The organism is Shewanella algae, from assembly GCF_009183365.2.
GTDB classification, from domain to species: domain Bacteria; phylum Pseudomonadota; class Gammaproteobacteria; order Enterobacterales; family Shewanellaceae; genus Shewanella; species Shewanella algae.
The window spans coordinates 964402-980187 of sequence record NZ_CP068230.1; the positions used below are offsets into that span (position 1 = coordinate 964402).

At 52.3% G+C, this 15786-nt stretch carries 11 protein-coding genes; 6 read left to right on the forward strand and 5 right to left on the reverse strand.

The genetic code is table 11. The annotated features are described in order from the left end of the window. Nucleotides 1–217 precede the first annotated feature (217 nt). Nucleotides 218–553 (forward strand): hypothetical protein, encoded by a 336-nt coding sequence (locus E1N14_RS04315; RefSeq protein ID WP_025009965.1) that lies wholly within the window; start codon nucleotides 218–220, stop codon nucleotides 551–553. A gap of 65 nt (nucleotides 554–618) precedes the next feature. After that, nucleotides 619–1209, forward strand: coding sequence for a CBS domain-containing protein (locus E1N14_RS04320; RefSeq protein ID WP_025886897.1), 591 nt, complete (start codon nucleotides 619–621; stop codon nucleotides 1207–1209). A gap of 63 nt (nucleotides 1210–1272) precedes the next feature. Here E1N14_RS04320 and E1N14_RS04325 read toward each other — a convergent pair whose 3' ends face one another. Continuing rightward, complete coding sequence (locus tag E1N14_RS04325) at nucleotides 1273–2517, reverse strand: alpha/beta hydrolase (protein WP_025009968.1); 1245 nt, start codon at nucleotides 2515–2517, stop codon at nucleotides 1273–1275. A 493-nt stretch (nucleotides 2518–3010) separates the two neighbouring features. Between E1N14_RS04325 and E1N14_RS04330 the strand changes: the two genes are divergently transcribed. Next, nucleotides 3011–4663 (forward strand): cell division protein FtsZ, encoded by a 1653-nt coding sequence (locus E1N14_RS04330; RefSeq protein ID WP_025009969.1) that lies wholly within the window; start codon nucleotides 3011–3013, stop codon nucleotides 4661–4663. A gap of 179 nt (nucleotides 4664–4842) precedes the next feature. Here E1N14_RS04330 and pntB read toward each other — a convergent pair whose 3' ends face one another. Continuing rightward, nucleotides 4843–6327 carry a Re/Si-specific NAD(P)(+) transhydrogenase subunit beta gene (gene pntB / locus E1N14_RS04335; protein ID WP_025009970.1) on the reverse strand — a complete coding sequence of 495 codons (1485 nt, stop codon included), beginning with the start codon at nucleotides 6325–6327 and terminating at the stop codon, nucleotides 4843–4845. 11 nt (nucleotides 6328–6338) lie between these two features. Further along, the gene (gene pntA / locus E1N14_RS04340; RefSeq protein ID WP_062793971.1) at nucleotides 6339–7865 is read right to left on the reverse strand and encodes a Re/Si-specific NAD(P)(+) transhydrogenase subunit alpha; all 1527 of its coding nucleotides are present in this window, start codon (nucleotides 7863–7865) and stop codon (nucleotides 6339–6341) included. 433 nt (nucleotides 7866–8298) lie between these two features. On the opposite strand from pntA, the gene E1N14_RS04345 reads away from it, so the two are divergent. Genes E1N14_RS04345 through E1N14_RS04355 form a run of 3 tightly spaced genes read left to right on the forward strand, consistent with a single transcriptional unit; the run spans nucleotide 8299 to nucleotide 12606 of the window. Continuing rightward, nucleotides 8299–10113 (forward strand): assimilatory sulfite reductase (NADPH) flavoprotein subunit, encoded by a 1815-nt coding sequence (locus tag E1N14_RS04345; RefSeq protein WP_025009971.1) that lies wholly within the window; start codon nucleotides 8299–8301, stop codon nucleotides 10111–10113. A gap of 32 nt (nucleotides 10114–10145) precedes the next feature. After that, nucleotides 10146–11852, forward strand: a complete 1707-nt coding sequence (cysI, locus tag E1N14_RS04350; protein WP_025009972.1) for an assimilatory sulfite reductase (NADPH) hemoprotein subunit — start codon at nucleotides 10146–10148, stop codon at nucleotides 11850–11852. After that, nucleotides 11845–12606: a phosphoadenylyl-sulfate reductase gene (locus tag E1N14_RS04355; RefSeq protein ID WP_037436747.1), complete on the forward strand. Its 762-nt coding sequence runs from the start codon at nucleotides 11845–11847 to the stop codon at nucleotides 12604–12606. The genes cysI and E1N14_RS04355 overlap by 8 nt, the downstream gene beginning before the upstream one ends. 506 nt (nucleotides 12607–13112) lie before the next feature. Here E1N14_RS04355 and E1N14_RS04360 read toward each other — a convergent pair. Both E1N14_RS04360 and E1N14_RS04365 read right to left on the reverse strand, forming a co-directional pair. Continuing rightward, nucleotides 13113–14603, reverse strand: a complete 1491-nt coding sequence (locus tag E1N14_RS04360; RefSeq protein WP_062793436.1) for a S41 family peptidase — start codon at nucleotides 14601–14603, stop codon at nucleotides 13113–13115. A 71-nt stretch (nucleotides 14604–14674) separates the two neighbouring features. Then, entirely contained in the window at nucleotides 14675–15586 is a 912-nt protein-coding gene (locus tag E1N14_RS04365) for a phospholipase A (protein ID WP_037436750.1), read from the reverse strand. Nucleotides 15587–15786 lie beyond the last annotated feature (200 nt).

Sequence of the window (15786 nt, forward strand, 5' to 3'; positions counted from 1 at the left end):
CTCGTGGCACTCTCTGATGCAGAGAGTGGCTTGCACAGCAATTGGCGTTCAAGGCATCCGACTGAAGGCATGCCGGGGCCTGTCGAAGTCGGCCTTCTCTAATAAACCCCGGTCAGTTCTCTGAGCGGGGTTTATTTTTTACCGCTGAAAAATATTGCGCTTTTTTCCAAGGCAGTGTTATTGTCGGCAAATGGGTGTTTTGAGATCTGGATCACAGATGAGCCGAATCGAGAGGTGGTTTGCATTATTGCTGGTCAGTATTTTGCTGACGGGCACTCTTGCTGCTATCCCTAAGGCCCATTCTCAGCAGGTTTCTCTGGTACCGGTTTCAGCCTCAATACCTCTGGCGGTGCAGGGAGATAATTCCCAAGGCCTGTTCCTCAAGACGCTGACAGATTCTCAGGAGCCGACGCTTCCGAAACAGAAATCTACTCATCTGGCGCCTTCGGCCGAGTTGGTACTGCGCTTGCCGTCGCTGGAGTCATTGCAATCCCATGCACTGCATGTATTTCCTCAGGCACAGACCCGCGCACCGCCATTAGACCTCATTTGAAAACCGTCTTTCGGGTTCGCACTAATGCGAAGCCCGGCAACCCAGTTTCCAAGTGAGGTAACAATATGAAAACACTTCATCCTTTTGCGATTGCCAGCAACGACAGGCTGCAAGCCTCTGCTTTAGCCAATCAACTCAACCCTTATGACAATGCCTTAGAGGCCATGATGGACTTCAGCCACAGTGCGCGTATGGTCATCAGCGCCGATATGCCGGCGCCTGATGCCTCAGCCCTGATGCAGAGTGAACACAGCGCATTGCACTTTGTCATTAATGCCCGTCATGAAATGCTGGGTATTATCACCCAGGAGCTGTTGGCGCCGGACAATCTGCTCAAGCTTGTCGACAAGGCCCATCAACCTTCCTCCTGGACGGTATTTGATTTGATGCTGCCAAGAGAGCAACTGCAGGCACTGGCCTATGATGAGGTTGCCAACGCCAGTGTCGCCGATGTGTTGCAGAGCCTGCGTCACAGCCGCGAGAACTATTTTGCTGTGGTCGATACCCAGACCCATCAGATCCGCGGATTGTTGAGCCTGGCCGATATCAGCCACCGTTTGAATGTCGGCCAGTTGAGGGAAGACAAGGGCGGCAATCTGCTGAATATTCTGCGGCAGATAAACACCAGTCATGGCTTGGTTCAGCAGATAGCCTGATTTCGGCGCTGTTTCCAATATTTTGATCGATAAAGGTCCGGTCGCCTTGGCGCGCCGGGCCTATTACTGCAGTTCCCACCATTCCCAGCTTTCCAGTTGATAGGCTTCGGCCAGCTCCAGCGCCTTGGCATGAGCTGCTTTTGCCCCAAGGCTGTCGCCTTCAGCCGCCAGTGCCAGGCTCAGTTGTTGCTGCCAATCAGCCTGGGTTGCGCCCGCTTTTGAGGTCATCAGCAAGAGTTCCTTGGCCAGCTTAAACTCGCCCCGGTTGTTGAGCACTTTGGCAAAGCCGGCACTCAGCTCTGCAAGATCCTCTGGAAACTGCTTCTTGGCCAGGGCGAGCACTTCGGCCATCTTTGATTTCTGCTCACTGTAATAGAGGTACTTTCCCAAGGTGTAGGCCTGCAGCCAGTCGAAATGAAAGCCGCTCCAAAGTGTTTTCTTGGCCTCAAAGTGCGCCATTACCGCTTCATAATCGCCAAGCTGCAGCAAGAGGCCAACATCGGTAAAGTAACCTGGCGTCAGGCTTTCCAGCCCGGCAAGCAGCGCCGGCATGGCGGTGCTGTAGTGCGTCTCTGAGGGAAAGAAACGGTAGTCGAAGTGCCATTCGGACGCCTGCTCAGCGAGCAGTTTTCTGAATTCATCCACCCCCATGCCTTGCTCGTTGGCCAGAGAGAGAAAAAGCCTGGGGTAGGCCGATGTCTGCCTAGGCTGTTTCAGCCAAGGAGCGGCCCGCTCAAGCAGCGCCATATTGTCGTACCAGATGCTGGGACTCATGGCGAGAAAAGCACTGAAAGGACTCCTGGATTGCAACATCATCTGCAGGCTTAGCAAGCCCCCCAGAGAATAACCGGCAAGGGCATTGTGGCCCGAGGTGCGGTAGTGTTTGTCGATATAGGGCACGAGTTCCTGTTGCAGGTGGGCGAGCATTTTGTCGCTGCCGCCAAAGTCTGCGCCCTCAGCCGATGGCCAGGTGGTGGAGTAGAGGTAGTCTTTTTGCCCCTGCATGGCGATACCCACTACTATCATGGGCGGTATCTTGCCCATTCTGGCGAGGTTATTGACTGCAGCGGAGACATGGCGGAATTGGAAGTCGGCATCGACGATATAGAGCACGGGATAACGGCGACCACTGTCTTGGGTGGCATGGTAGCGCTCCGGCAAGGACAGCATCCAGCGCCGCTCGCTTTGGTAGACCTTGGATGCCAGAGTATCACTGTAGCCATAGAGCAAAGGCTCTGGCTTGGCCAGGGCGACTGAACTTAAAAGAAGTGCCGGCAATAAAGCCAGCAGCGGCAGCCTGAGTTTCATGGTTCATCCTTGGTTGTTTTTTAATTTTGTACCTGAATAAACTCCTGGAGGAAAGTGGCTATAGGCACGACCACTGGCAGAGGCAAGCACAAGACAAAAGAAGAGGGAGCCATCAGGCTCCCTCTGTTAGTCATGCTGTAGCTGCGATAGGCCGCTTAGAGTGATTTCAAAATCGCTTCTACGCTGGCCTTGGCATCGCTAAATGATGGTTGATTACGCTTTTTTAGCTTTTGGTTGAATGACTAGTGGATTTAAAGGCATGCTTCATGGCTATCTATCACTTGCGGTGAACGAGTGAGTAAACATATTGGGCGACACGCGGCTACTCATTAATCTATGTCGCCTTGTTCAGTTGTAATGTTTTTAACTACTAAATACAGTTACTTGTGCTAATGTGGTTAAAAATAAGACTTAGGTATAGATACAAATCATCATAACTATATCCTTATAAGTTCTAACTCGAAATTTCTAAGTTAAGTAAGGGAGAAAGACAGTGTTTCATATAATGGATGAGCCACTTGACAAACTATCAGCCATAGTTGTTGGTGTGGGGAGTGTGGGTTGCAAAATAGTCAATGACATGGGGGAGGAGGTTATACCTCCTGAAGTTAATAAACTATATATTCATTCGTCAAAAGAAGCTTTAAATAGTTATTCAAATGAACACAGTGAATCAATTTTACTAAATGAACATATTCATTTTTTAGAATGTGGAATAAAGGATAGAATTTCTAACATAGATGTCATTTTTTTAGTGGCAGGTTTAGGTGGGGAAACTGGTAGTCTAGTTTCTCAGCACGTAGCTAGGATAGCCAAAAAGCTTGGTGTTTTGTGCGTGGGATTATTTTCATTTCCTTTTACATTTGAAGGTCGTAGCAAGAAACTGAGGTCTCAACAGGCATACCTGTCATTATCAAAGCACATAGATGCTTTAGTATGTATCGAAAACGATCGCTTTTTAGAGTTTAATTTAAAAAATAATTCGTTAAATGATATTAATGAACTGTTTTATGATTCCAATAACCATTTTAGTGCCCTAATTAAAGGATTGGTCAACCTTGTTCTGCGACCAGGTTTAATAAATGTAGACTTCAATGATGTAAAAACTATATTTACTAATATGGGATTAAGCACTGTTGGATATTCATTGCAACGCGGTGAAGAGCGAGCGGAACTAGCAGTTATGAATTTATTAGAATCTCCGGCATTACAGCATTACGAACTTTCAAGTGCTAAAGGAGTCTTGATTAATATTACTGCTGGTATGGATATGTCTATAGAGGAGTTCGAAATTGTTGGGAATACTGCTAAACAGTTTTTTGCGGAAAACGCAACAGTTGTCGTTGGCGCAGTAATAGATCCTGATATGACTGATACAATGGGAGTTACAGCAATTATTACAGGGTTGCCTGAGTTACCAATTGACAAGACTATTCAAGACAATAATTTCGATTTTATTAAACTTTCTAAGTCAATAACATTTACTCCTCATCAAGCTAGTGCTGGGTTGTCTATACTGTCATATTTCAACGAGTTTCTTCATCAAAAGTATTCAGGGATAGAAGCTAAAGTTAGTATTGAGCAAACAGAGAATAAAGTGTGCTTAATTGTAGAAACAGCATCTGGAGATGTCGAAAAAATTGAAAAGTCGCTGTATGAATTCGGTTTGGTAGTTGTTGGTAAAAAAGTTCCGAGTGAAGTTTTAAAATCAAATTTAGATGTGGAAAGATTGCAAATGAAGTTAGATATGGCGGTTATGGAACTTAAGCATAATGAAAGATTATTGACTCTTTATCAGAGTGAAAATAACAGCTATAAAAACAGGGTTATATCATTAGAAGAGCAAATGTATGAACTTCAGCGTGTTATAGGCAGTAGCTTAACGCAATCTCAAGAACACCTTTCATTGCAGTTGTCGAATCAAGATGAATTACCTCGGAATTTAATACATCTATTAGAAATTAACTTGAAAGAAAATATACCTGATGAGGCTCGTCAGCGAATCGAAGATGATGTTAGAAAGTACGTAACTGATAATAGTAAGGCAATGAGCTTAAAAACACTTGCTGAAAATGCCTTTTATGGTGTTGCAGGTAATTCACTATATTCATTAGTTATTTCAATTTTGTCCACATTGCCAAAATAAAGCACTTACTAAGCATACTTGGGATATCGAAGAATCAGAAACTCAAAACAATTGATATTGTTTCAATACAAAAAGCGGGCATTTAGCCCGCTTTTTGTTGCATTTCAATAACCCACTAAAGTTTATCTAGTATCTGTAGGCAAGAGCTCTTTGCATCGGCTGTAGCTGCGATAGGCCGCTTAGAGTGATTTCAAAATCGCTTCTACGCTGGCCTTGGCATCGCCGAACAACATCTGGGTGTTGTCTTTGAAGAACAGTGGGTTCTGCACCCCGGCATAACCTGTGTTCATCGAGCGTTTGAAGCCGATGACATTGCGGGCCTTCCACACTTCCAGTACCGGCATGCCGGCGATTGGGCTGGAAGGATCTTCAGTGGCCGCCGGGTTAACCGTGTCGTTGGCACCTATCACCAGTACTGTATCTGTGTCTTCGAAATCATCATTGATCTCGTCCATCTCCAGCACTATGTCATAAGGCACTTTGGCCTCGGCCAACAGCACGTTCATATGGCCCGGCAGACGTCCGGCAACCGGGTGGATACCGAAGCGCACCTTAACTCCCAGATTACGCAGTTTCTGGGTGATCTCGGCCACGGGATACTGTGCCTGGGCTACCGCCATGCCGTATCCGGGGGTGATGATCACTGAGCTGGAGTTTTTCAGCAGCTCGGCCACATCCTCGGCTGTGGTTTCACGGTATTCGCCCATCTCTTCATCACCGCTGGAAACGGCGCCATCGGTACCGAAACCGCCGGCAATCACAGAGATAAAGGAACGGTTCATCGCCTTACACATGATGTAAGACAGGATGGCACCGGAAGAACCCACCAGGGCACCTGTGACGATCAGCAGGTCGTTGGACAACATAAAGCCCGCCGCTGCGGCCGCCCAGCCAGAGTAGGAGTTGAGCATGGATACCACAACCGGCATGTCGGCGCCGCCTATGCTGGCTACCAGGTGCCAGCCAAAGGCAAAGGCTATCAGTGTCATGATAAGCAGAGGCCAGATGCTGCCACCTACGTTGACGAAGTAAATCATCAGCAGCAGGGATACCACAACCGCCAGCAGGTTGAGCTTGTGGCGATGAGGTAACATCATCGGCTTGGAGGAGATAATGCCTCTGAGCTTGCCGAATGCCACCACAGAGCCGGTGAAGGTCACGGCACCGATGAAGATCCCCAAGAAGACTTCCACCAGGTGGATGTTGAGCATGGCACCCGTCATGGGTTCATGCGCTGCCGAGGCGGCGGCTTGCTCTATGGCTGCCCTGGCGGCTTCCAGAGTGGCATTGAGGTCATTACCGACAGTGACTATTACTTCGTTCATCGCCTGTGGGTGCAGGCCGAGGAAAGAGTTGAAACCCACCAATACGGCGGCCATACCCACAAAGCTGTGGAGAATGGCGACCAGCTCAGGCATTTCTGTCATCTCAACCTTGAGCGCCAGACGAATACCTATGGCACCGCCTATCACCATGGCGAGAATGATCCAGTGAACACCATTGGTTTCGGGATTCAGTATGGTAGCGATCAAAGCGATCGACATCCCTATGATCCCAAACAGGTTTCCATTTTTTGCAGACTCCTGCTTCGATAAGCCGGCGAGGCTTAAGATGAAGAACAGGGCCGCTATGATATAGGCTGCTGTTACCAGTCCTTGAGACACGATATACCCCCTTAATCCTTACGGAACATCTTCAGCATGCGCTGGGTGACGGTAAAGCCACCAAAGATGTTGATACTGGCAATCAGCACGGCGATAAATGCCAGTGCGGTCATCAGGGCTGAGCCCTGGCCAACCTGCAGCAGTGCACCTACCACAATAATGCCGGAAATAGCGTTGGTGACGGACATCAATGGCGTATGCAGCGCATGAGTCACGTTCCAAACCACGTAGTAACCCACCACACAGGCGAGCACGAATACAGTAAAGTGCGACAGGAACTCAGCCGGAGCTACCGAGGCTACGGCACCGAAGGCGGCCACACCCAGAGCGCCCAAAATATACTTGAGCTTGGATGGCGCTTTCTCTTCAGCCTTTTTCGGCTCGACTTTGGCAGCCGGTTTCTTGGGCGCCGCGGTCACAGAGATCTGTGGTGGCGGGAAGGTGACTTCACCGGCCTTGACGACCGTCATGTTGCGCATCACCACGTCTTCGAAGTCTATGTTGGCGTTGCCGTCTTTCTCCTTGCACATCAGCTTCATCAGGTTCACCAGGTTGGTGCCGTAAAGCTGGGAGGACTGTGCCGGCAAACGCCCTGGCAGATCTGTGTAACCTATGACTTTAACGCCATTGTCGGTCACAAAGAGTTCGCCGCTTTGGGTGTATTCGCAGTTGCCTCCGGTGGCGGCTGCCAGGTCCACAATCACTGAGCCCGGCTTCATGGAGTCGACCATCTCTTTGGTGATGAGCTTGGGCGCAGGCTTGCCTGGAATAAGTGCGGTGGTGATGATGATATCCACTTCCTTGGCTTGCTCGGCGAACAGCGCCATTTCAGCCTTGATGAATTCATCAGACATCACTTTGGCATAGCCATCGCTGGAAGAGCCGTCTTCCCCGCCGAAGTCCAGCTTAAGGAACTCACCGCCCATGGACTCGATCTGCTCGGCCACTTCCAGACGGGTATCGAAGGCGCGTACTATGGCGCCCAATGAACCGGCGGCACCAATGGCGGCAAGACCGGCAACCCCGGCACCTATCACCAGCACCTTGGCCGGTGGGACTTTACCTGCGGCAGTGATTTGGCCGGTAAAGAAGCGGCCAAACTCGTGGGCCGCTTCCACCACGGCGCGATAACCGCCGATATTGGCCATGGAGGAGAGGGCGTCGAGGGACTGTGCACGGGAGATCCGCGGCACCATGTCCATCGCCATCACGTTGATGTTGCGTTGTGACAGCTTTTCCACCAATTCAGGATTCTGGGCCGGCCAGATAAAACTTATCAGGGTGGCACCATCTTTGATTTGGCTGATTTCATCTTCGGTTGGCGCGTTGACCTTAAAGATCAAGTCGGCCTGCCATACATTCGGTACCACACTGGCACCGGCGGCTTCGAAGGCGGCATCACTGAAGCTGGACAGCGCACCCGCGTCTGCTTCCACTGTCACTTCAAAGCCGAGTTTTTTAAGTTGCTCTACCGTTGCCGGGGTCGCAGCGACCCGGGTTTCACCGGCGAGACTCTCTCTCGGTATTCCAATCTGCATGACTATTCCCTGATGGTTGATAAACAAAATTCACCCCGCCAAAACTCCGATGGCAGAGTGAAAGAATGCAAGTCTGTTGACCTGGACTCGGGGACTGGTCTTTCCCTTCCATTGGGGACTTCCTGAAATCTTCTCAGGAACCAAGCCCGCTCATGAATGAAATCCTGGGTGTGGGGTACAGATATTCCCTTCATGGCACCTAGCGTGCTTTTGGCATTGTCGCAAGTCTTTCAATGGAAACAAGCTCATATTCTTCATGTGGTGTGTTTCTCCACTGGTCAGAGCAAATTCTTTGCGCCAGGCCACACTTTTGTAGCTTAATTTTTATACCATGCATATTCCTTATTGATATAAAAAATTAAATATTATTCTTTTTTGCTTTTCGATGGCGGGGCTAAGCTTGCTGACATTACTCTGTCACCGGGCCGTCTCAATGTTACTGAAAGAACTCTCTTCACTGGCTTCGCCACTATCAGCGCCACAAGTGGATAAGCTTAAACAACTCACCGCCGAGCTCAGCCCGCTGCAGCTGGCATGGGTCAGTGGTTATCTGGCCGCCAGCGCTCAGGGGCAGGAGGGCGCTCCCCCCCAAAGCCAGAGCGGGCAAACTCTGACCATACTCTATGGCAGTCAGACGGGCAATGGCCGGGGTATCGCCAAGGCGTTGGCCGCCAAGGCTCAGAGTCTGGGCTATGGCGTTAACCTGGCATCTATGGGCGAATACAATGTCCGTAACCTCAAGCAGGAAACCCTGCTGGTGGCCATAGTGAGTACCCATGGTGAAGGTGAAGCCCCCGATGATGCCATTGAGCTGCACAAGTTTCTCGGCTCCAAACGCGCCCCCAAGCTGGATAAGCTTCAGTATGCGGTTCTCTCTCTGGGGGATTCCTCCTATGAGTTTTTCTGCCAGACAGGCAAAGACTTCGATGCCCGCTTGAGTGCCCTCGGGGCCAAGCCTTTACTGCCGAGAGTGGACTGTGATGTGGACTATCAGTCACAGAGCGACAACTGGCAAACCGAACTCCTCGAGCGGGTTAAGCCTCTGTTGCAGGTGGCCGATGGCGCTGCGACCAATGTAGTGTCTATCAATGCCGCCAATGCAGGTATCAATAGCAATACCGGCCTGGAGTATGACAAGCAAAACCCCTACAGCGCCGAAGTGATAGTCAGCCAGAAACTGACGGGCCGCGATTCACTCAAGGATATCCGTCATCTGGAAATCGATTTGGGCGAGTCGGCCATCAGCTATCAGGCGGGTGATGCGCTGGGGGTCTATTTCCATAACGATGAGGCTCTGGTGGCCGAAATTCTCGAGGCGCTGGCGCTGGAGCCGGATACCCGGGTTCAGCTTGGCGCCGAGTCTGTGGGGTTGCGTGATGCCTTGATTGAGCACAAAGAGCTGACCCAACTCTATCCAGGTCTGGTGCAGTTTTGGGCCGAAACCGTACAGAGCGACGAGCTGCTTACTATTAGCCAAGACAAGGAGCAGACCCGGCGGTTTATTCTCAGCCACCAACTGGTGGACCTGGTGAAACGTTATCCTCTCAATGACGCCAAGCTGGATTCGGCCCAGGCTCTGTTGGACAAGCTTCGCCCCATTACCCCAAGGCTTTACTCCATCGCCTCGAGTCAGAGTGAAGTGGAGTCCGAAGTGCATCTCACTGTGGCGCTGGTGGAAGAGGAGCGTGATGGCCAACGCCGTTTCGGCGCCGCTTCTCACTTCCTGGCCCGGGCCGAGGAGGGGGCTCAGGTGCGGGTGTATGTGGAACCCAACAAGCACTTCCGCCTGCCCGAAGACCCACAGACGCCAGTGATCATGATAGGCCCGGGAACCGGTGTCGCGCCATTTCGGGCCTTCATGCAACAAAGAGTGGCCGAGGGCGTGGCCGGCGACAGCTGGCTGTTCTTCGGTAATCCCCATTTCGAGCAGGATTTTCTCTATCAGACCGAGTGGCAACAGTACCTCAAGAGTGGCGCCCTGAGCCGGATCTCGCTGGCCTTCTCCCGGGATCAAGCGGAGAAAGTCTATGTTCAGCACAAGATTAAACAACAGGCCAAAGAGCTGTGGCAGTGGCTTGAGCGCGGGGCTCATATCTACCTGTGCGGCGATGCCGAGCGAATGGCCAAAGATGTGCACCAGGCACTGCTTGAAGTGGCCATGGAGCAAGGCGGTTTGACGAGCGAGGCGGCCGAAGTGTTTCTCGATGAACTGCGCAGCGCCAAGCGTTACCAGAAAGATGTCTACTGAGCTGAAGAACCTAGGAATAAAGAGATAAGGCCATGAGTGAGCAGAAATTATCCGCCAACGAGCATATCAAGACCGACAGTGACTATCTGCGCGGCACCATACGTGAGGGTCTGGGCACGGAAGTGACAGGCGCCTTCAGCGACGACGATCAGCAGTTGATCAAGTTTCACGGTTTCTATCAGCAGGACGACAGGGATCTGCGCAACGAACGTAAGGAGCAGAAGCTCGAGCCGCTGTACAGCTTTATGCTGCGGGCCCGGGTGCCTGGTGGTGTCTGTACTCCAGAGCAGTGGTTGGGCGTGGACAAGATAGCCTCGGAGCTGACCAGCTCCAACAGCATACGTTTGACGACCCGGCAGACATTCCAGTACCACGGTATCCCCAAGCGCAACCTGAAAACCATTATTCAGGGGCTGGACCGGGAAGCGCTGGACTCAATTGCCGCCTGTGGTGATGTGAACCGCAACGTCATGTGTAACCCCAACCCGGTAGAGTCCAAGCTGCATCAGCAGGCTTATTTCTGGGCCAAGAAGTTGTCGGATCATCTGCTGCCGCACACCCGTGCCTATGCCGAAATTTGGCTCGATGAGGAGAAGCTGCTCAGCACAGAGGACGAGCAACCGGCCAAGGTCGAGCCTGTGTACGGCAAGACCTACCTGCCGCGTAAGTTTAAGATGGCGGTAGCTGTGCCACCGGACAACGACGTGGATGTTTACACCAATGACCTGGGTTTTATTGCCGTGGTGCAAGAGGGGGAGCTGGTGGGCTTCAATCTGGTGGCCGGTGGCGGTATGGGGTCGACCCATGGCGAAGTGGAAACCTTCCCGCGGCTGGCCGATGACTTTGGTTTTATCAAGGCCGAGGACACCATTAAGTTTGCCGAGGCCGTGATGACGGTACAGCGCGATTGGGGTAACCGCAGCAATCGTAAACGCTCGCGTCTCAAATACACCATAGTGGATCACGGCTTTGAGGCCTTTAAGGCCGAGGTTGAGAAGCGCGCCGGGGTTAAGTTCGCCCCCAAGCGTGAGGTGGTCATAGGGGATCGCGGCGACAGATACGGTTGGGTTAAAGGCATAGACAACCACTGGCATCTGACCCTGTTTATCGAAGGTGGCCGGGTGAAGGATACCCAGGGTAAATTGTTGCAGACTGGGCTTCGGGAAATCGCCAAGATACATAAGGGCGATTTTCGGATGACTTCCAACCAGAACATCATCATCGCCAAAGTGGCGGATGAGGATAAGGCTGAAATCGAAGCGCTGGCGCGTAAGCATGGCCTGATGGGGCAGGTGATCACCGCAACCCGTGGCCATTCTATCGCCTGTGTGGCGCTGCCGACCTGCGCCCTGGCCATGGCCGAAGCCGAGCGTTATTTCCCTGAGTTTATCGACCATGTGGATGCGCTGCAGGCCAAGCACGCCATAAGCGAGCAGGCGATAGTAGTGCGCATGACGGGCTGCCCCAACGGCTGTGCCCGCCCCTTTGCCGCCGAAATCGGTTTTGTGGGCAAGGCTCCCGGGCGCTACAACATGTATCTGGGCGCCAGCTTCGAAGGCACCCGATTGAACAAGATGTACCGTGAGAATATTCAGGAAGCCGAAATCCTCAGCGAGCTCGATGCCCTGTTTGGTCGCTATGCCGCCGAGCGCGAAACCGGCGAGAGTTTCGGTGATTTCACGGTGCGCACCGGAATAGTAAAACCTGTATTGGACGCAGCGAGGGACTTTCATGGCTGATACCACAAGTTTATTGCACAGCGCCGAGGCGCTGCTGGCCTTGCTGGATGCGCCGGCCGCTGAGCAGCAAAGCGCCCTGGCTGCCATCAATGGCTATCTTGACGGATTGAGTGCCGAGGCGCGGATCCAATGGGCCCTGGCCTATCTGCCCGGGAGCCATGCCTTGTCGTCCAGCTTTGGTATTCAGGCGGCAGTGATGCTGCATCTGGTGAATTCGGTGCAGCAAGACACGCAAGTGATCTTGACCGACACCGGCTACCTGTTTCCCGAGACCTACCGTTTTATCGATCAACTGACAGAGCGGCTCGGACTCAATCTCAAAGTCTATCGGGCCGAGACGAGTACCGCCTGGCAGGAGGCCAGATTCGGTAAGCTTTGGCAGCAGGGGCTTGAGGGGCTGGAGCAATACAACCGCATCAACAAGGTGGAACCGATGCAGCGGGCACTGGCTGAGCTGGAAGTTGGCACCTGGTTTGCCGGTTTGCGCCGTTCCCAGGCATCGACCCGGGAAGGGTTGCCGATTTTGGCCATCCACGGCAAGCGCTACAAGATGCTGCCGATTATTGAGTGGAACAACAAACAGGTGCATGAGTATCTCAAGCGCTATGACTTGCCCTATCACCCCCTCTGGGAGCAGGGTTATGTCTCTGTGGGTGATACCCATTCGAGCAAGCCCCTGGAACTGGGGATGACGGAAGAAGAGACACGTTTCAACGGGCTAAAACGCGAATGTGGATTGCACTACGAGATCTGATTTGTGGCCGCTGTCATCAGTGGCTTTTTTCTGCCTGTGGACAAGTTGGAAGGATTGTCATCTTGTGGTCATCTTGGGGCATTAGCCTTGGCAATTCCGATTGTTAGTGCCTCTGGGTAATCGGAACTCATACTTTAGTACATATTTGTTCACAGGGTTATGCACAGGATGTTTTTCTGGTTTATAATCCAAAGTTCCCGCTGGGGAAAGTGTGATATGCCATTCTGTATCGGGTGTTTTTATGAAACATCGGCTTAGCGGCAGGCAGTGAAGTCGGCAATACACATCAAGACGGCTCGCCCTTATGGCATCGGTTGCCCAGGTTTTTCAGCAGTCGGTCGCGAGTGACCCCGAGCTTTGATTGGCTTGCTGGCGCAGCTTCAAAGCACTCTCCGTGTCCCGGATAGCCCGATCACCCTTTCATGGGGCTATCCGGGAATTGTTTCTTCCTTGCTTCAATCCTCTTTGACTCAATCTCCCGCAGGCTTTTATCCCTGCTGGGCTTGTTACTGCTGATCTTTTTCTGATTGATGGTCCTCTACTTGAGTGCTCTCTGCTTGAGTGTCTTTTGCCTGAGTGTTCTCGGGTTGCCCTTCTGCAGAATGCTGCAGGCTTTGCTCCGGAGAGATGAGAGACAGCAATCCCTGCCATTGCAAGGGTTCATCTGTTGGCAGTTGCAGATCCGGCTCTGTGCCGATGCCGGAAAGCAACTGGCCATAGCCGTCATAGCCAAGCGAGGCGCTGATACTCAGTTGCAGGCCACTGGCTGGCAGGGTGAAATGATGCAAACGCCCCAGATCGCCACGGGTCGGCTCGCCGACCAACAGCGCCCTGCGCCAACGTTTGGCTGCATAGGCAATCCATTCACACTCCTGGCGGCAATCCGGGCCAATAAGCAGTACCAGGCGTCCCGAGTCAGGCACAGGCGCAGCAGCCAGCTTGGGGATAGGGCGGGCATACCAGTTACTCAGGCTGGGCAGGGGCTGGTTGTCCAGCGCGGCCCGCACCGGCGGAAACGGCGCGAATTGGGCGAGCGGCTCAAAGTGCAGTGGCCGCAGAAAGTCGCGCCGTAGCTGCGGTGAGCGGCGGTAGCGGCCATAGCCCAGAGGTTGGCTGCTGAGCCCATTGTGATAGTTGCCGAGAAATTGCAGCAGGCTGTCGCTGAAGCCTCGGGCGTGGCGCAAATCCAGTACCAGGGTGTGATTGCTCATCGCGCGCAGCAGATCTTGTTGCAGCTGAGGATCTGTCTCTATTGCGTTGAGATCCGTCAGGCTAAACAGGGCTGTGTCAGGCGCCAATTGTTGCCAGCTGGCCAGAATGGACAAAGGGGCACTGCGAAACTGCAGCGGTACTTTCATCTCTATATTTTGCGGCTGGAGATCGGCGCCATAGAGAGTCAGCAGCACCTCTTCTTTGACCCTGAGTCCCATCTCCCGCCTTAGCAGATCCAGCTGTTGCAGCCAGGGCATCTGCATCTGCACGCTATTTTGCTGCTCCGGTGGCAGGAAGCGATTGGCAATCTTCTGCCAATGGCTGATGGGTAGGCCGTCGATATGGCTGATAAAAGGCGTGTCACTTTGAAGGGGCTCGTCTCTGTCATTGAGGGCCAGCCACTTGTCTTCCATGGGCCTGAGCCTGAGGGGCAAGACGCCGGAAGGCAGCGCCGCTTGGCTGAGTCGAATGCCCGGGTCTTTCAACTCTCCCAGCAGCTTGTTGACTTCGGCGGTAAAACGGTTGATGGCAATGCTGTCTCGGTATTCCTGTTTCAGCCGTTGCAGCCGTTTCTCGAGCCGGGATTCAATGTCCGGATCCAGCACCATAAAGGCCGAATGCTGCTGCAATTGTTTGAGCAGCACAGTCAGATCGGCCTTCATTTGCCTCTGGCTAAGCTGCTCTTTTTTCGGTGGTTCCGGTAGCAGGAATCGTCCCAACTGCAGACTGGAAATCAGCAGCAGGAGAATAAAACAGCTAACCACTTCACGGAATCCCGGCTTCATATCACTCCCTGATATCAGCCTCTGAACCAAGAGATGGCGCAGAGGCAGTCATCGAGTTTGTTCTTGGCGGCTCAAAGAATATCGTTGATGGCGACACCTATGCCTATACGCTGGTTATGGGCGTTATAGTCGATAAGGCTTTCGCCGTAGCCATTGAAGTATTGTGCATACAGACGCAGGTTACCCAAGATGGGGTAACTCCAGGTAAATTCCACTGCGCCGCGGTTGGGGCTTTGCAGATTGTTACGCAACATCAGGCTGAATCTGTGGTCGTCTATGCCGTAGACACCTGTCAGCTCGAAGTGGCCGAGGTAATCACTGATATCCGGGTTGTCGTCGCCACGGGGATCGCCCTCATATTCTTTTTCACTTTCCGGGATCCGCCACCACACCTTGGCCGCCAGCGCTATAGGGCCCTTGTCGAACACCATGGTGCCGTAAATGCGGTTCCAACTGCGGGAGAGATCGCCTGACTTGCCATTGGATTGATGCACGGCGCCAAAGCCCCAGAAGGAGTTGGTGAAGCCGGCTATTTTCCAGTCGTTGTTGAACAGCATAAAGAGTTCGGGTTCGTGGTTGGTTTCCCGAAACGGCGAGGAGATATCCTTGTTGTATACCTGCCACCAGGATTGGTTGGTATAGGCGAAAAACAGGTAACCATTGTCGCCAAACACGTTGTACATCAGCGGGAATTTAAAGCTTATCTGAAACTTGGCTTCATATTCGTCCAGGGTATAACCCTCTTCAGCCGCTTCCGCCGCAAAGGGAGTCATATTGGGTGACGGGTTATAGGTGACCGGCAGTATATAGTTGACCTTGTGTGGAGTGATCACAAAGGGCCGCTCTGAGGTTTCCAATTCCTCTTTTACCCTCTGATCGACCAGTGAAGGCTTGCTGTCTTCGGCGGCATAGAGTTGGCTGGTCGGCAGTATTGCCAGGGCCAAGGTCAGGCCGCTGAGGCTGGAACGGATTTTGGTATACATATTCTTCCCTGTTGTCTCTGAGGCTTGATGGAGTGCCCGGCAGTTGCTTTGGCTTGAGAGTGTAACATCCCGGCTTTACTGTGCACATTCCCATCCCAAGCCGTTGTCACCGAGATAAAACTATAATTTTTTGCCATAAGTTAGTGCCAAAAGCGGCAGTAGACAATAGGAAATTTCAGCAATCCACTTCCACTTTGATT